Here is a 16,594-nt window from a genome sequence, read left to right as displayed (position 1 = left end):
CATCGCCGCCTTCCGCTGGGTGCTCCCTTGCCCGGTGCGCGCGACGAGAGGCGAACGGTCCGACAAGACCCCCGTTCTCTCCGCTCCCGCCGCCGCTTCGGTTCGCCGGCCGAGCGAGCCCTCCCTTGCGACGGGACAGGTGGAGCATGGCGCGGTTGGCGGGTGGGGCGAGGCGATGGGGGCTGGCGTTGACGCGATCGCTTGCGGGGTCAGGGATTGGGCGGGGGGATTGTGATGGCTGCACCTTAATACCGCTCACCCCGGCGGACGCCGGGGTCCAGTCCTGGGGTGACAAGCGGGGCGCGTGGGGCTCGCACTGGATCCCGGCGTCCGCCGGGATGAACGGGAGGATGGTGCGGAAACCCCTCATCCGTCCGCCTACGCCACCTTCTCCCGCAAGGGGAGAAGGGTTTTCAGGATGTAGAAGCCGGCGCTTTCACCTGTACGAGAACAGGACTAGAACATCGGCATGATCACCGCCGCCCTGATGATGCTCCAAGTGTCCGCCGCCCCGGTTCAGGCCGCGCCTGCGCTAGAGGCCGAAGTCTCCCCCGTGAACCGGGTGCTGGACGCCATGCACGCCGCCGCGTCGCGGGCCGACGGCGAGGCCTATTTCGCGACCTTCACGCCGGACGGCCGGTTCATCGGTACGGACGCGACCGAGCGCTGGAGCCTGCCGGAGTTCCGCGCCTACGCCATGCCCTATTTCTCGCAAGGCAAGGGCTGGACCTATCGGCCGGTGACGCGGACCGTGACCATCGCCCCCATCGACTGCCGCTGCGTCGCCTGGTTCGACGAGGTGCTGGACAACGACGCCTATGGAACCACGCGCGGCTCGGGCGTGCTGCGCCTGACCGAGGGCGGCTGGAAGATCGACCAATATGTCCTCAGCTTCGCCGTGCCGAACGACAAGGCGCGCGCCGTCGTCGGCGTGATCAAGGCCGACTGATGGAGGTTCAGGACGACGCCTTCGTCCTGTCGGCTCGGGCGCATGGCGACACCGGGGCGGTGGTCGAACTGCTGACCGAGCGGCATGGCCGTCGCGCGGCCTACGTCGCCGGCGGGGCGTCGCGCAAGATGCGGCCCTTCCTGCAGGCGGGGGCGCGGGTCGTGGCCGACTTGCGAGCGCGGACGTCGGACCAACTGGGGTCTGCAAGACTGGAGCCGGTGGGCGAGGGGCCCGCGGCCCTGTTCGACGATCCCCTGGCCCTGGTCGGGCTGAACGCCGCGGCCGCCGTGGCGCAAGGCGCTCTGCCCGAGCGCGAGCCGCATCCGGGGGCGTTTCTGGCCTTCGAGGCGATGATGGGGGCGTTCGCGCTGCCCGAGGTCTGGCCCGCTATCTTCGTGCGGTTCGAGGCGGGGCTGCTGGAAGACCTCGGCTTCGGTCTCGATCTGTCGCGCTGCGCCGCCACCGGGTCGATGGACGACCTGATCTACGTCAGCCCGCGCACGGGCCGCGCCGTCAGCCGCGAGGCGGGCGCGCCCTATGCCGACAAGCTGCTGAACCTGCCGCCCTTCATGCTGGGGGCGCAGGCGGGATTGGGCGAAGGGGACGTGAGGGCGGGGCTGGAGCTAACCGGGCATTTCCTCGAACAGTTCGTCTTCCACGCCCTGAACAAGCCGCTGCCGCCCGCGCGGGTCTGGATGATCGAACGGCTGGCCGAGGCTGGGCGGCTCTAGGCCGTTTCAGCCAAAGGTGAAGGCGAAGACCTGAGCGCCGGGGTCGAGGAACTCGATGTCGAACGTCCGCGAGCGCACAGGGCCTGACTGGCGCACCAGTTGATACAGGCGCTGACTGTCGATCCGGCCCATGCCTTGGGCGTCGATATCCACGCCCGCGTCGGCGCCCGGCGCCTGACCGTCGATGCGGACGCGGAAGCGCACGGCCTTGCCCATGCTGCTTGGGCCCATGACCAGATGCAGGTCGCGCGCCTTGAAGCGGAAGGCCAGCCGTCCGCCCGCCGTCTGCAGATCGGCGTGTTCGGCGCGCACGATCCAGTCGCCCGACAGGCTCCAGTCGTTCAGTTGCAGGGGCGCGGCCTCATAGGTCTTGCGCACATCGAAGCCGAACCCGCCGGACGAGACGAAATGCTGGGCCCGGGCATAGCCGACATAGGTTTCAGGCGAGGCGACCTCGGCCATGTCGGCGGCGGCCTCGGCGCCCTGGCCCTGTACCTGAACCACGGCCTGATCGACGTTGGCGGCCCCGGCCTCCTTCAGCAGTTGCTGGATGACCCGCTCGGACTGCTCATAGTCGCCCTCGCCGAAGTGGTGGTAGCGGATGTTCCCCTTGGCATCGACGAAGTAGTGGGCCGGCCAGTAGTTGTTCTTGAACGCGCGCCAGATGGCGAAGTCGTTGTCCATGGCCACGGGGTAGGTGATGCCGAAGCGGGCCACGGCGTCGCGGACATTGGCGGGCGACTTCTCGAAGGCGAACTCGGGCGTGTGGACCCCGATCACGACCAGCCCCTGATCGCGGTATTTCTCGGCCCAGGCGCGGACATAGGGAATGCTGCGCACGCAGTTGATGCAGGAGTAGGTCCAGAAATCGACCACCACGACCTTGCCGCGCAGCTGTTCGGTCGTCAGGGGCGGGCTGTTGATCCATTCGGTCGCGCCGGTCAGGGACGGCATGGCCCCTTCGATAGGCAGGGCGTTCAGGGGCGCGGTCGGGGCGTTCATCGGCTGGGCGGCGCCGAAGCGGCTGAGCAGGCTCTGTTCGATCCGGTTGGTCCCGCCGCTCGACAGTCGCGTGAGCAGGCCGGTGTCGAGACCCATGGCGATGGCGGCGACGCCGATCAGGACCAGAACGCCCAGACCCTTTCGCACCCATTCGCCGACGCCCAGCGACTTCTTCATGGTCTGGAACACCTTGCCGCCGATCAGCAGGGCCAGAGCGAGGGACGTCGCGGCGCCGGCGGCGTAGGCGACCAGCAGCAGGGTCGTGCCGACGCTGGCGCCTTGCAGCGCCGCTCCCGTCAGGATCAGCCCCAGGATCGGTCCCGCGCAGGGCGCCCACAGCAGACCCGTCGCCACGCCCAGCAGGAAGGAGGGCCAGACGCCGCCGCCGGACTGCTGTTCCGCGCTGGCCCTTTCGGTCAGGCGCGAGCCGAGCGCCACCAGAGGCCGGGTCAGCCGATCCGCCAGCGACGGAAACACCAGCGTCAGCCCCAGCACCGCCATGACCGCCAGGGCGATCCAGCGCCCGACCTGATTGGCCTGCACCGCCCAGCCGCCGCCGACCGCCGCCAGCGTCGCCACGCCCGCAAAGGTCAGCGCCATGCCCAGCAGCAGGGGCAGGCCGCTTTTCATGAAGGGCTGCCCCGCTCGCGCGAAGACGAAAGGCAGGACCGGCAGGATGCAGGGGCTGAGAATGGTCAGCGCCCCGGCCAGATAGGACAGGAGGATCAGGAGCATGGCGTCGTCCTCGGGCGTTGTCGCCTCGGGTAAAGATACGCCTCAACAGGCCATCTGGATGCAGGGTCTCAGGTTTCCCCGACTTTACCCCCTTCTGATTCCGTCAGTGGGCTAGACTTCCGGCGTCCGATCTCCGATTCGAAAACACATGACCATCCACACTCCGACGCCCGAAGGCGGCCGCATCGTTGAAGAGCCGATGAGCGAGGCGCTGTCCAAGCGCTATCTCGCCTACGCCCTGTCCACGATCACCAACCGGGCGCTGCCCGACGTGCGCGACGGCTTCAAGCCGGTGCACCGCCGCATCATGTACGCCATGCACCAGATGCGGCTGAACCCGCAGGCGGCGGCGCGCAAATGCGCCAAGGTCGTCGGCGAGGTCATGGGCGGCTATCACCCGCACGGCGACGCCTCGATTTATGAGGCCCTGGTGCGTCTGGCTCAGGACTTCGCGCAGCGCTATCCGCTGGTCGACGGGCAGGGCAATTTCGGCAATATCGACGGCGATAGCGCCGCGGCCATGCGCTACACCGAGTGCAAGCTGACGCCGGCGGCCGTGCTGCTGCTGGACGGGATCGATCAGGACTCGGTCGATTTCCGTCCCACCTATGACGATCAGGACGAAGAGCCGGTAGTCCTGCCGGCCGGCTTCCCCAACCTGCTGGCCAATGGCTCGTCGGGCATCGCCGTGGGCATGGCGACCTCGATCCCGCCCCACAATGTCGGTGAACTGATCGACGCCTGCCAGTTGCTGCTGGAACGGCCCGAGGCGACGACCTCGGAACTGGTCCAGATCGTGCCGGGACCGGACTTCCCGACCGGCGGGGTCTCGGTCGAGGGGCACGCCTCCATCCTGGACGCCTATGAGACTGGCCGCGGCGGGGTGCGCCTGCGCGCCCGCTGGGAGACCGAGGACCTGGGGCGCGGCGTCTGGCGCATCATCGTCACCGAGATGCCCTATCAGGTGCAGAAGAGCCGCCTGATCGAGGCCCTGGCCGATTTGATCGAGAACAAGAAGGCGCCGCTTCTGGGCGACGTCCGCGACGAGTCGGCGGAAGACATCCGCCTGATCCTCGAGCCCAAGAACCGCACCATCGAGCCTGAGATGCTGATGGAGAGCCTGTTCAAGCTGTCCGATCTGGAGGTTCGCTTCCCGATCAACATGAACGTTCTGGACGCCAGCGGCACGCCGCGCGTCATGGGCCTGAAGGAATGTCTGCGCGCCTTCCTCGATCACCGCCGCGTGGTGCTGAACCGGCGCTCGCAATGGCGCATCGAGCGGGTCGAGAAGCGACTGCACCTGCTTGAAGGCCTGCGCATCGTCTTCCTCAATCTGGACGAGGTGATCCGCATCGTCCGCGAGGAGGAGCAGCCCAAGGCTGTCCTGATCGCGCGGTTTGGCCTGACCGAGCCGCAAGCCGACTACATCCTCGATACCCGTCTGCGTCAGCTGGCGCGGATCGAGGAAATGGCGATCGACAAGGAATACAATGCACTGGCCGAGGAACTGGCGGCGCTGAAGGCGCTGACCTCGTCCGAGGGCAAGCAGTGGAAGGCTATTTCCAAGGAGCTGGAACTGGTCCGCAAGGCCTTGATCTCGCCGCGCCGCACGACCATCGGCGAGGCGGTGGACGCCTCGGCCTTCGTGGCGCCCGAGGCCTTTATCCCGCGCGAAGCCATCACCGTCATCCTGTCGGAACGCGGCTGGATCCGCGCCGCCAAGGGCAAGGTCGAGGACCCGTCGGAACTGAAGTTCAAGGAGGGCGACAGCCTGGCCTTCCTGGTGCCGACCTTCACCACCGACAAGCTGCTGGTGGGCGCCTCTGACGGGCGCATCTTCACCATCGGCGCCGATAAGCTGGCCTCGGGGCGCGGCCACGGCGAGCCGCTGCGTCTGATGATCGATCTCGACGAAAAGGCCGAGATTATCAATGTGCTGTCGCACGAACCGAATGCGAAGCTTCTGGTGGCGTCCAAGGCCGGTTACGGCTTTGTCGCGCCCGAGAACGAGCTTTTGGCCCAGAAGCGCGGCGGCAAGCAGGTACTGAACGGCGACATGCTGGCCATGCTGCGCGTCACGGGCGACCACGTCGCGACGATCGGCGAGAACATCAAGGCGCTGATCTTCCCCATCGCGGAACTGCCCGAAATGGGCCGCGGCAAGGGCGTGAAGCTGCAGAGCTACAAGCAGGGCGGCCTGGCCGACGTGGCCGTGTTCAACGCCGAGGCGGGGCCGGAATGGGCCGACGGCGGCGGCCGCCGCCGTAACTGGCCCGACTGGAAGGACTGGCTGGGCAAACGCGCCGGCGCCGGTCGCCAGGGTCCGCGCGGGATGCGCAAGTTCCGCTGACCTGACCTGTCAGGATTGTCATTAGGCAGGGGGGCTGCGGCCCCCCATATTTCGCCTGAAACTCTGGAGGAGGCCCAATGATCGCTCTGATCGTCATCGCCGTCATCGTCGTCGTTCTGCTGTTCGTCGTCGTCGGCGCCTATAACAAGCTGGTGGCGTTGGATCAGTCGGCGAACCAGTCGTTCGCCGACATCGACGTGCAGCTGAAGCAGCGTCAGGACCTGATCCCGAATCTGGTCGAGACGGTGAAAGGTTACGCCACGCACGAGCGCGGCACGCTGGACGCCGTGACCCAGGCCCGCGCCGCCGCCGCGGGGGCCACCACGGTCAACGACAAGGTGCAGGCTGAAAACATGCTGACCGGCGCCCTGGGCCGCCTGTTCGCCGTGTCCGAGGCCTATCCGGACCTGAAGGCCAACGCCAACTTCCAGCAGTTGCAGATGGACCTGTCGGACATCGAGAACAAGCTGGCCGCGGCGCGTCGCTTCTTCAATAATGCGGTCAGCGAGTTCAACGCCGTGCGCCGCCAGTTCCCGACGGTGCTGTTCGCCGGGATGTTCGGCTTTGCCTCCGACAAGCCCTTCTTCGACGTGGGTGATGGCAATCGCGCATCCATGACGGCGGCTCCGCCGACGGTGAAGTTCTAAGCGTTCATGACTGTCTTCGGTCAGGCCCTCGGCCTCAAGACCCATATCTGGAAGAACAATACCCGGTCGGCGATCCTGCTGGCCGGGTTCCCGGTTTTGCTGGTGGGCATCCTGTTCGGCATTCAGGTGCTGATGATGGGCTTCGGCCTGTTGCCCAACTCGGGCGGGACCCTGTCGCAGGATCTGGCTTTGGCCGCCTCCATGCTGGGTTGGACCGTGCCGACGGCGCTGGTCGTCGCCGCCATCTGGTTCGTCATCGCCTATTTCGGCAATCAGGTGATGATCGACGCCATGACCGGCGCGAGGAAGGTCGAGCGTCGGGTCGAGCCTGAGCTCTACAATCTGCTGGAAAACCTCGCCATCTCGCGCGGCCTGCGGACGCCGACGCTGCGGATCATCGAGAGTCCGTCGCTGAACGCCTATGCCTCGGGCCTGCATGAGGGGAACTATAGCGTCACCGTTACGCGCGGCCTGATGCAGACCCTGAGCCGGGACGAGATGGAATGCGTCCTGGCCCACGAACTGACCCACGTCATCAACAAGGACGTGCGGACCATGGTGATCGCCTCGATCTTCGCGGGGATCATCAGCGTGATCGCCGAACTGGTGTTCCGCAGCCTGTTCTACATGCGCGGCGGACGCGGTCGGGACAACAAGAACGCCATGCCCCTGATCCTGATCGGGCTGGCCATCGGGGTGATCGGCTTCGGTCTGGCGGCGATCATCCGCATGACCCTGTCGCGGACGCGCGAGTATGTGGCCGATGCCGGGGCAGTCGAGTTGACCAAGAACCCCGACGCCATGATCTCGGCGCTGCGGAAGGTGTCGGGGCATTCGAAGGTCGAGGCCCCCGACGAACTGCGCGGCCTGTTCCTGGACAACACCGCCGACAAGTCGGACTTCGCCGGCCTGTTCGCCACCCACCCGCCGATCGAGAAGCGGATCGCCGCGCTGGTGAAGTTCGCGGGCGGGCGAGACGAGGGGCCGTGGGGACCGACACCGGTGCGTGGAAGTACGGCGGTTCCGACAACGTGAGAACCCTTCTCCCCTTGCGGGAGAAGGTGGCCCGTCAGGGCCGGATGAGGGGTCTCTCAACATCGGATGACGGCTGCGAGTTGAACGTCGCGCAACCCCTCATCCGTCAGGCTTCGCCTGCCACCTTCTCCCGCAAGGGGAGAAGGAAGCTAGAGGCGTTCCCAGCCCATTGGCCTCAACGCTTCCATCGGCCTGAACTTGGCCTTGTAGTCCATCTTGGGCGAGCCCTGGACCCAGTAGCCCAGATAGACGAAGGGCAGGCCGACCATGGCGGCCTGCCGCAGGTGATCCATGATGGCGAACTGGCCCAGGCTGCGGCGCTCCAGTTCCGGGTCGAAGAAGCTGTAGACCATCGACAGGCCGTCATGCAGCAGGTCGGTCAGGCAGACTCCGACCAGATCGCCCGGGCCGTCTTCGGTCGCGGGCAGGCGGTATTCGATCAGGTGGGTGCGGACCGCCGTGTCCTCGACCATGGAGACATAGTCGGACCAGCCCATGTCGCTCATGCCGCCGCCGGGGTGGCGGGCGCTGAGGTAGCGTCGCAGCAGGTCGAACTGCTCCATCGTCGCCTCGGCCTCGACCAGATCACGCGACAGGTCGGCGTTGCGGTTCAGGATCTTGCGCTGCGAGCGTGAGAAGACGAACTCGCTGACCGGGATGCGCACGGAGACGCAGGCGGCGCAGGCCTCGCAGGCGGGGCGATAGGCGATGTTCTGGCTGCGGCGGAACCCGGCCTGGGTCAGAGCGTCGTTGACGTCGGCGCCGTCCGAGAAGGGCAGGTTGGCGAAGACCTTCCGCTCGAACTGGCCCGGCAGGTAGGGGCAGGGCGCGTTCGAGGTCATGAAGAACCGAAGCTGCCGGGTCGGAAAATGCTGCGTCACGGCCTCAGGTCCGCTTCCATACTCGTCGGCTGTATCGCGCGCGGTTCATCATGTTCCGATTTGGCGCGCAAGCCGTCGATTTCGCAAGCGCCGTGAGAGCGGCGCCCGTCGTCACAGGCTGGTGTCCGTGGGCAGGACCGGCGCCTCGCGCAGCAGGACGATGGCGATACGACGGTTGCCGGCCAGCGAAGGGTCGTCGGGATAGAGAGGGTCCGACCCCGCCTTGCCCGCGACCGAATAGACCCGGTCGGCGTCCACGCCTGCGCCCTGGAGCGTCAGGCGCGAGGCGTTGGCGCGCTCGGACGACAGGGTCCAGTCGCCCGCGCCGCTGGCGCGGCTGGAGCCGGCGACGGCGCTGGTGTGGCCGGTGATCGAGATGCGGTTGGGAAGCTGATTGATGACCTTGGCGATGGCGCGCAGCAGCAGTTGGGCGCGCGGGTTGGGGCGGGCGGAACCGTTCTCGAACATCGAGCGGCCTTCCTGATCGACCAGTTGGATGCGCAGGCCTTCCGGCGTCTGGTCGATGATCAGCTGTTTCGACAGTTCGGCCAGTTCGGGCATGGCCTGCATGGCCTGACGCAAGCTCTCGGCGGCGCTGGCGAAGTCGGCGGCCTCGCGCTTGGCGATTTCGGCGCGCAGGGCGGCCTCGCTGGCGGCGGCCAGGTTTGAACTCTGGCCGGCTTGCTCAGGCGAATCGGGCGCTTCGGGAGCCAGTTGTTCGATGACGGACATGGAGCCCGAGCCCTTGGCTCCGTCGTCGCCCAGGGCGGTGCCGCCGAGGATGCCGCCGGAACCGGAGGTCGAGGCCGAGACGTTGGCCGGGGCGAAGTACTCGGCGATGCCGCGCTTCTGCTCGGGGTCGGTCGTGTTGATCAGCCACATCAGCAGGAAGAAGGCCATCATGGCGGTCACGAAGTCTGCATAGGCGACCTTCCACGCGCCGCCGTGGTGGCCGCCGGCGACCACCTTCTTCACCTTCTTGATGAGGATCGGGCGATCGCTCGCGGACATGGGCAGGCCAATCTTAACGTCGTTCGTTAGTCGTGAATCCCACGTGGCCGTTAAGAAGCGGTTGCGGCGCGGTCGTTTCCGGGACTCGGTCTTGCCCGGCGGCGGCCCACGGCTTAGGTCAGGCCTGTGTCCGGGTCCTCATCTCCTTCCGAATTCGACGCCAAGGCCTATCGCAAGGCGCTGGGCGGTTTCGCCACCGGCGTCTGCGTGGTGACGGCCCATACGGCCGAGGGGCCGCTGGGCATTACGGTCAACAGCTTCACCTCTGTCTCGCTGGACCCGCCGCTGGTCCTGTGGTGCCTGGACATCAAGTCCGACCGCCATGACGCCTTCGCCGGGGCCGAGCGCTTCGCCGTTCACATGCTGCCAGTCGAGGATCAGGCCATGTCGGACCGCTTCGCCTGGGGCGTCTGCACCCTGTCGGACGACGAGTTCGAGGTCGGCGATCCCGCCCCGCCGCGCCTGCGCAACGCCGTGACGCGGCTGGACTGCCTGACCCACGACCGCATCGTCATGGGCGACCACCTGGTGATCGTGGGGCGGGTCGCGGCGTTTGACACCCATCCCGGCGACGCCCTGACCTATTTCCGGGGGAAGTATGGGCAGGCGGTCGATCCGACGGCGTGACCTGAGCCTTCTCCCCTTGAGGGAGAAGGTGGCAGGCGAAGCCTGACGGATGAGGGGTGCCAGGAAATTCGCACACGCCCTCATGTTTTGCGTCGCGCTGACACCCCTCATCCGAGCCCTTCGGGCCCACCTTCTCCCTCAAGGGGAGAAGGAAGATCTAGCCCAGCAGCCGCGCGGCTGTCGGCGCAAAGTAGCTGAGCACGCCGGAGGCGCCGGCGCGCTTGAAGGCGTGGAGGGTTTCCAGGATGGCGCGGTCTTCCTCCAGCCAGCCGTTGGCGATGGAGGCCTGCATCATCGCGTACTCGCCGGACACCTGATAGGCGAAGGTCGGGATCTTGAAGGTGTCCGAGACCAGGCGGACGATGTCGAGATAGGGCAGGCCCGGCTTGACGATCAGGGCGTCGGCCCCTTCGGAAATGTCCATCGCCACCTCGCGCAGCGCCTCGTCGGCGTTGGCGTAGTCCATCTGATAGGTCTTCTTGTCGCCGGTCAGCGACTTGGACGAGCCCACGGCGTCGCGATAGGGGCCGTAGAAGCTCGAGGCGTATTTGGCGGCGTAGCTGATGATCAGCGTGTCCGGCAGGCCGTTGGCTTCCAAGGCTTCGCGGATGGCCTGGACCCGGCCGTCCATCATGTCGGACGGGGCGACGGCGTCGGCGCCCGCGTGGGCGTGGATGAAGGCCTGTTCCACCAGACGTTCGATGCTGGCGTCGTTGAGGATACAGCCGTTCTCCACGACGCCGTCGTGGCCGTGGTCGGTGTAGCAGTCCAGAGCGACGTCGGTCATGACGCCGATCTCGGGCGCGGCGTCCTTGATGGCCTTGATGCAGTCGGGGATCAGGCCGTCGGGGTCGCTGGCGGCGGTGCCGATGCTGTCCTTGATCGCGCTGTCCACGTTGGGGAAGAGGGCGATCATCGGGATGCCCAGATCACGCGCCTCGACAGCGGCCTTGGCGGCCTCCCTGGGCGACAGGCGGAAGACGCCCGGCATGGAGGCGACGGCCTGACGCTCCTCGGACCCGTCATGGACGATGATCGGCCAGATCAGGTCGGCCGGCGTCAGGGTCGTCTCGGCGACGAGACGGCGCACCCAGGGCTGCGAGCGCAGGCGGCGCGGACGGGCGTAGGGGAAGGCGGCGGGGGCGAAGGGCAGGGTCATGCAGGGCTCATAGTCCGGTAGGCGGAGCAGGGAAACGGCCTTGGGGGTCGCATATCGGACCTCGGCCGCGAAAAAACAGAGTCCAATTCGTCTGAATAGTCTGAAATCGGCGCCGGCAAAGACTCGTCATTCTCGGCCTTGTGCCGAGAATCCAGAACCACGACGGTTGATGTGCGAGCGCGGCGCAACCTTCTCTCGAGGTGGAGTGTCTGGATCCCCGGGACAGGCCCGGGGATGACGGATAGGGGAGCGCTAGCACGCGCATGCGTCATGCGCGGACACAGAGTGACGTTTTCGACAGGGTGACGTTTCGCGGGCGCTTGGATAGAAGCAGCGTGAACGCCCCGTCAGAGGGCAGACCAGAGTCGGGAGTATAGATCATGGACTTCGCCCTCAACGACGACCAGCGCGCGATTCAGGACGCGGCGCGGGCCTTCGCCGACGCCGAGCTGGCGCCGCATTCGGCGCGCTGGGATGAGGACAAGCATTTCCCGGTCGACGTCATGCGCCACGCCGCCGAGATGGGCTTCTGCGGCATCTATACGGGCGAAGAGCACGGCGGGATGGCGCTGGGGCGCGTCGAGGCGGCGCTGATCTTCGAGGAGCTGTCGCGCGGGGACGTGGCGACGGCGGCCTTTATCTCGATCCACAACATGGCGACGTGGATGATCGACAAGTTCGGCTCGGCCGATCTGCGGTCGCGCTTCGTGCCGTCGCTGGTCACGATGGACAAGATCGCCAGCTATTGCCTGACCGAACCGGGCTCGGGGTCGGACGCGGCGGCGCTGCGCACGACCGCAGTGCGCGACGGCGATCATTTCGTGCTGAACGGCTCCAAGGCCTTCATCTCGGGCGCGGGGACGTCCGACGTCTATGTCGTCATGGTCCGCACGGGCGGAGAGGGCGCCAAGGGCGTCAGCGCCGTGGTGGTCGAGGCGGGGACGCCGGGCCTGTCGTTCGGGGCGCAGGAAAAGAAGATGGGCTGGAACGCCCAGCCGACCGCCATCGTCCAGTTTGACGACTGCCGCATTCCGGTGGCCAACCTGCTGGGCGAGGAGGGCGCGGGCTTCAAATACGCCATGGCCGGTCTGGACGGCGGGCGTCTGAACATCGCAGCCTGCTCGCTGGGCGGGGCGCGGCTGGCGCTGGAGACGGCCCAGGACTACGTCGCCACGCGCAAGCAGTTCGGGCAGGCCATCGGCCAGTTCCAGGCGCTGCAGTTCCGGCTGGCCGACATGGCGACGGACCTGGAGGCGGCCCGCCTGATGGTGCTGCGCGGCGCCTGGGCCATCGACAACGACCATCCCGAAAAGACCAAGTGGTGCGCCATGGCCAAGCGGCTGGCCACCGACGCCTGTTTCCAGGTCGCCGACGAGGCGCTGCAAATCCACGGCGGCTACGGCTATCTGAAGGACTATCCGCTGGAGCGGATCGTGCGCGACCTGCGCGTCCACCGCATCCTGGAAGGCACCAACGAGATCATGCGGGTGATCATCGCGCGGGAGTTGGCGCGGGGGTAGTGGCGGACTCCGCTGAATTCGGATATTCTGACCATTGTAGTCAGGAAATCGTCATGCGCGAAATCGGAGTTCTGGAAGCCAAGACGTCGTTCACCCGGCTGATCGCCGAGGTGGAGCGCACCGGGGAGGTTGTGACTGTGACGCGACACGGCAGGGCGGCGGTGCGTATCGTGCCGGTGCAGACGCCTTCGGGGCGTGCGCCCGGGCAACGGGCGGCGGCCATTCGGGAACTGTTGAGGCGGCGCGACGCCCGTCCTGTCGTCGAGGGTTTCGATGACCTGGACTGGCCGGCGCTCAAGCGGATAGGGCGTGATGAAGACCGTCACGGTTGACGCCTCGGCCGCCGCCAGTTGGATATTTCCCGGTCAGGCGACGCGCGCCGCGGACGCTTTCCTCATGGCCGAGGAGCCGCGACGTTTCATTGCTCCGAGCATTTTCGCCTGGGAGTTGGGAAACCAGATTCTCAATCGCGCCCGGAAGAGCGGGGCGTCCGCCGCCGATATGCTGGGCGACCTTCAGGTGCTTGAGGTGGAGGTCGCGGTTCCCCCCGCTGCCGACGCCGTTCTCGCGTCGGTGGACTCGGCCCTGTCGCGACGGCTGAGCCTTTTTGACAACGCCTATCTTCAACTGTGCATCGACCAGGACACTGCCTTGGCCAGCCGCGATGCCGATCTGCTCCAAGCCGCCGTCGTGCTTGGCGTGGAAATCTTCGACCTGCGTGATTAAAGGCCGCCCCTCGATGACCGAACCCGAAGTCCTGACCCGCATCGAGAACGGCGTGGGCCGTATCACCCTGAACCGGCCCAGAGCGATCCATGCGCTGAACCGGGCCATGTGTGAGGCGATGATCGAGGCGCTGCTGTCCTGGCGGGACGACGCCGCCGTGGCCTCGGTGCTGATCGACCATGCGGGCGAGCGCGGCTTCTGCGCCGGGGGCGACATCCGCATGATCGCCGAGAGCGGGGCGGGGGATGCGTCGGAGGCCAAGGCCTTCTTCAAGACCGAGTATCAGTTGAACCATCTGCTGTTCGATTATCCCAAACCGGTGACGGCCATCGTCGACGGCATCGTCATGGGCGGCGGCGTGGGGATCAGCGAGCCGGCGGATATCCGCATCGCCACCGAGCGCACCACCTACGCCATGCCGGAGACGGGGATCGGCCTGTTTCCCGACGTGGGCGGGGGTTGGTTCCTGTCGCGTCTGCCGGGACAGACGGGCGTCTGGCTGGCGCTGACGGGGGCGCGGCTGAAGGCGGCGGATACGGTGGCGCTGGGCATCCACACCCATTTCGTCCCGAGCATCGACCTTGAGGCCTTCAAGGCCGCGCTGCTGTCGAACCCGGCTGATCCGCGCGAGGAGGCGGATCGCTACGCCTGTCCGACCGAGCCGGAAGAGGCGCCGCTGGACGCCCACCGCGAGGCCATCGACCGGCTGTTCGCCTTTGACACGGTCGAGGACATCTTCGCCGCGCTGGAGGCCGATGGGTCGGACTGGGCGCTGGCGCAGCTGAAGACGCTGAAGACCAAGTCGCCGCAGTCGCTGAAGGTTTCGCTGCGCCAGATCCGCACCGGGGCGACGTTGGCCTCCTTCGCCGAGAACATGGCGATGGAATATGCGCTGGGCGGCCGGGTGGTGCGCACCCACGATTTCCAGGAAGGCGTCCGCGCCGTCATCGTCGACAAGGACAACGCCCCGCAGTGGTCGCCCAAGGACCTGTCGGGCGTCAGCATTGATGCCCTGGACGAACTGTTCGCGCCGCTGCCCGCCGACGAGGCCTGGTCGCCGCTCTGAATCGTCGTTGCGGCGCAACATTTGTTGTTCCGAACGGCCCGTAGGGCTATCTAGGCGGCATGAGTAAGCGCTGGACCCCTGAATCCTGGAGAAACAAGCCCGTCGTGCATATGCCGACGGACTATCCTGACATGGCCGAACTGGCCCGTGTCGAAGACGAACTGCGGGCCATGCCGCCCCTGGTCTTTGCGGGCGAGGCCCGCAAACTGACCCAGCATCTGGCGCAGGTGGAGGCGGGCAACGCCTTCCTCCTCCAGGGCGGCGACTGCGCCGAGAGCTTCAAGGAGTTCTCGACCGACAATATCCGCGACACCTTCCGCCTGATCCTGCAGATGGCGGTGGTCCTGACCTTCGCCGGCCGCAAGCCGGTGGTGAAGGTCGGCCGCATCGCCGGTCAGTTCGCCAAGCCGCGCTCGTCGGCCGTCGAGGAGATCGGCGGCGTCGAGCTGCCGTCCTACCGCGGCGACATCATCAACGGCATGGGCTTCACGCCCGAAGAGCGCGTGCCCGATCCGCAGCGTCTGATGAAGGCCTATAACCAGTCGGCCTCGACGCTGAACCTGCTGCGCGCCTTTGCCGGCGGCGGCTATGCCGACCTGTACAATATCCACCGCTGGACGCTCGGCTTTGCCGACAACGGCGCGGGCGCGGCCTATCGCGAACTGGCCGAGAAGATCACCGAGGCCCTGGCCTTCATGGAAGCGGTCGGCGTTACGCCCGAGACGCACCCTGATCTGTCGCGCGTCGAGGTCTTCACCAGTCACGAAGCCCTGCTGTTGAACGTCGAGAGCGCCCTGACGCGCCTGGAAGGCTCGACCGGTGAATGGTTCGACACCTCGGCCCATATGCTGTGGATCGGCGAGCGCACCCGTCAGTTGGACGGCGCGCACATCGAGTTCATGCGCGGCATCTCGAACCCCATCGGGGTCAAGTGCGGGCCGACGATGACGGCGGAGGACATCCTGCCGCTGATCGACGCGCTGAACCCGGACAATATTCCGGGACGCCTGACCCTGATCGGCCGCTTCGGTCACGACAAGGTCGGGGATCGCCTGCCGGCCCTGATGCGGGCGGTGAAGGCCGAGGGCAGGCGCGTCATCTGGTCGATCGACCCGATGCACGGCAATACGCTCAAGGCCGCCAACGGCTACAAGACCCGGCCGTTCGACCGGGTCATGGGCGAGGTCCGCACCTTCATCGACGTGGCGGAAGCCGAAGGCGTCCATCCCGGCGGCGTGCACCTGGAGATGACCGGTCAGAACGTCACCGAATGTCTGGGCGGCGCCCAGGCGGTGACCGAGGACGAGCTGTCGAGCCGCTATCACACCCACTGCGATCCGCGTCTGAACGCGGATCAGGCGCTGGAACTGGCCTTCCTCGTGGCGGAACGCCTCAAGGTCGGCCGTCAGGCGCGCGCCGAGGCCGCGTGACCTCGTCAGCCGAAAACGAAGGGCCGGGGCGCGTCGCCTATCAGGGCGCGCCCGGCGCCTTCAGCCATGAAGCCTGCCTCGACCTGCGTCCGTGGGACGAGGCGGTCGGGTTCGAGACCTTCGACGGGGCCATCCAGGCCCTGCTGTCCGGCGACTGCCAGTTCGCGCTGATTCCGGTCGAGAACTCGACCATCGGCACGGTCGAGCCCGCCGCCAGCCTGGTGCGCGAGGCGGGACTGGTCGTGGTCAGCGAGGCTTGGCGGCCGATCCGCCTGGCTTTGATGGGGCTGCCCGAGGCGCGGCTGTCGGACATCAGGACGGCCGAGAGCCATCCGGTCGCCCTGCAGCAATGTTCCAAGGCTCTGGATGAGTTGAAGATCGCGCCGGTCGAGGTGTTCGACACCGGCGGGGCCGCCGCCGCCGTGGCCGAAGCCGGCGACCTGACCCGCGCCGCCGTGGCCCCTGCACGTGCCGCCGAGGTTTACGGACTGACGGTCCTGCGCAACGATCTGCAGGATTTCAGCGACAATCGGACGCGATTTGTCCTGCTCAGTGCTCCCGGGGCTTGACCGCGCACGGACTTTGCGCGCTTAAGAGGGGATCGGATCGACCCTGATCCTGAAATCGGACCGGACCCATGTCCTCGCTGCGCGCACAAATGACCCTTGAAACCACCACGCGCGCGGTGGCCGGCTTCTATTTTGGCTACGGCTATTACGGCTTTC

Annotated in this window: 16 protein-coding genes; 12 read left to right on the top strand and 4 right to left on the bottom strand. The window is 66.9% G+C overall.

Annotated features, from left to right (window positions below; all coding sequences use genetic code 11):
• The first annotated feature begins 469 nt into the window (after positions 1–469).
• Positions 470–949 (top strand): nuclear transport factor 2 family protein, encoded by a 480-nt coding sequence (locus tag AC1DJ5_RS03295; protein ID WP_477019676.1) that lies wholly within the window; start codon positions 470–472, stop codon positions 947–949.
• Entirely contained in the window at positions 949–1,680 is a 732-nt protein-coding gene (gene recO / locus AC1DJ5_RS03290) for a DNA repair protein RecO (RefSeq protein WP_477019675.1), read from the top strand. Before AC1DJ5_RS03295 ends, recO begins: the two co-directional genes overlap by 1 nt.
• Positions 1,681–1,686: 6 nt before the next feature.
• Here the strand turns inward: recO and AC1DJ5_RS03285 are convergent, their stop codons facing one another.
• Complete coding sequence (locus tag AC1DJ5_RS03285) at positions 1,687–3,417, bottom strand: cytochrome c biogenesis protein DipZ (protein WP_477019674.1); 1,731 nt, start codon at positions 3,415–3,417, stop codon at positions 1,687–1,689.
• Positions 3,418–3,565: 148 nt separating this feature from the next.
• Between AC1DJ5_RS03285 and parC the strand changes: the two genes are divergently transcribed.
• From parC to AC1DJ5_RS03270, 3 genes are all read left to right on the top strand, one after another.
• Entirely contained in the window at positions 3,566–5,767 is a 2,202-nt protein-coding gene (gene parC, locus AC1DJ5_RS03280; protein ID WP_477019673.1) for a DNA topoisomerase IV subunit A, read from the top strand.
• Positions 5,768–5,844: 77 nt separating this feature from the next.
• Positions 5,845–6,414: a LemA family protein gene (locus tag AC1DJ5_RS03275; protein WP_477019672.1), complete on the top strand. Its 570-nt coding sequence runs from the start codon at positions 5,845–5,847 to the stop codon at positions 6,412–6,414.
• A gap of 6 nt (positions 6,415–6,420) precedes the next feature.
• Complete coding sequence (locus AC1DJ5_RS03270) at positions 6,421–7,449, top strand: M48 family metallopeptidase (RefSeq protein WP_477019671.1); 1,029 nt, start codon at positions 6,421–6,423, stop codon at positions 7,447–7,449.
• Positions 7,450–7,598: 149 nt separating this feature from the next.
• On the opposite strand, the gene AC1DJ5_RS03265 is transcribed toward AC1DJ5_RS03270, so the two are convergent.
• Complete coding sequence (locus tag AC1DJ5_RS03265) at positions 7,599–8,330, bottom strand: arginyltransferase (protein WP_477019670.1); 732 nt, start codon at positions 8,328–8,330, stop codon at positions 7,599–7,601.
• A 111-nt stretch (positions 8,331–8,441) separates the two neighbouring features.
• Positions 8,442–9,341 (bottom strand): flagellar motor protein MotB, encoded by a 900-nt coding sequence (locus tag AC1DJ5_RS03260; RefSeq protein ID WP_477019669.1) that lies wholly within the window; start codon positions 9,339–9,341, stop codon positions 8,442–8,444.
• A gap of 126 nt (positions 9,342–9,467) precedes the next feature.
• Between AC1DJ5_RS03260 and AC1DJ5_RS03255 the strand changes: the two genes are divergently transcribed.
• Complete coding sequence (locus tag AC1DJ5_RS03255) at positions 9,468–9,968, top strand: flavin reductase family protein (protein WP_477019668.1); 501 nt, start codon at positions 9,468–9,470, stop codon at positions 9,966–9,968.
• 157 nt (positions 9,969–10,125) lie between these two features.
• On the opposite strand, the gene hemB is transcribed toward AC1DJ5_RS03255, so the two are convergent.
• Positions 10,126–11,127 carry a porphobilinogen synthase gene (gene hemB, locus AC1DJ5_RS03250; RefSeq protein WP_477019667.1) on the bottom strand — a complete coding sequence of 334 codons (1,002 nt, stop codon included), beginning with the start codon at positions 11,125–11,127 and terminating at the stop codon, positions 10,126–10,128.
• A gap of 380 nt (positions 11,128–11,507) precedes the next feature.
• On the opposite strand from hemB, the gene AC1DJ5_RS03245 reads away from it, so the two are divergent.
• The 6 genes from AC1DJ5_RS03245 to AC1DJ5_RS03220 are packed head-to-tail and all read left to right on the top strand — an operon-like array spanning position 11,508 to position 16,438.
• On the top strand, positions 11,508–12,647 hold the full coding sequence (locus tag AC1DJ5_RS03245; protein WP_477019666.1) for an isobutyryl-CoA dehydrogenase: 1,140 nt from the start codon (positions 11,508–11,510) through the stop codon (positions 12,645–12,647).
• 53 nt (positions 12,648–12,700) lie between these two features.
• The gene (locus AC1DJ5_RS03240) at positions 12,701–12,979 is read left to right on the top strand and encodes a type II toxin-antitoxin system Phd/YefM family antitoxin (protein ID WP_441453168.1); all 279 of its coding nucleotides are present in this window, start codon (positions 12,701–12,703) and stop codon (positions 12,977–12,979) included.
• Complete coding sequence (locus AC1DJ5_RS03235) at positions 12,960–13,373, top strand: type II toxin-antitoxin system VapC family toxin (protein ID WP_477019665.1); 414 nt, start codon at positions 12,960–12,962, stop codon at positions 13,371–13,373. Before AC1DJ5_RS03240 ends, AC1DJ5_RS03235 begins: the two co-directional genes overlap by 20 nt.
• 13 nt (positions 13,374–13,386) lie before the next feature.
• Positions 13,387–14,439: an enoyl-CoA hydratase/isomerase family protein gene (locus AC1DJ5_RS03230; protein ID WP_477019664.1), complete on the top strand. Its 1,053-nt coding sequence runs from the start codon at positions 13,387–13,389 to the stop codon at positions 14,437–14,439.
• Between the two features lie 59 nt (positions 14,440–14,498).
• Positions 14,499–15,869: a class II 3-deoxy-7-phosphoheptulonate synthase gene (locus tag AC1DJ5_RS03225; protein WP_477019663.1), complete on the top strand. Its 1,371-nt coding sequence runs from the start codon at positions 14,499–14,501 to the stop codon at positions 15,867–15,869.
• On the top strand, positions 15,866–16,438 hold the full coding sequence (locus AC1DJ5_RS03220) for a prephenate dehydratase domain-containing protein (protein WP_477019662.1): 573 nt from the start codon (positions 15,866–15,868) through the stop codon (positions 16,436–16,438). Before AC1DJ5_RS03225 ends, AC1DJ5_RS03220 begins: the two co-directional genes overlap by 4 nt.
• The last annotated feature ends 156 nt before the right edge of the window (positions 16,439–16,594 follow it).

The sequence above is a fragment of the Brevundimonas sp. 01N35 genome (assembly GCF_056399785.1).
This window is presented reverse-complemented; position numbering and strand designations above follow the sequence as displayed.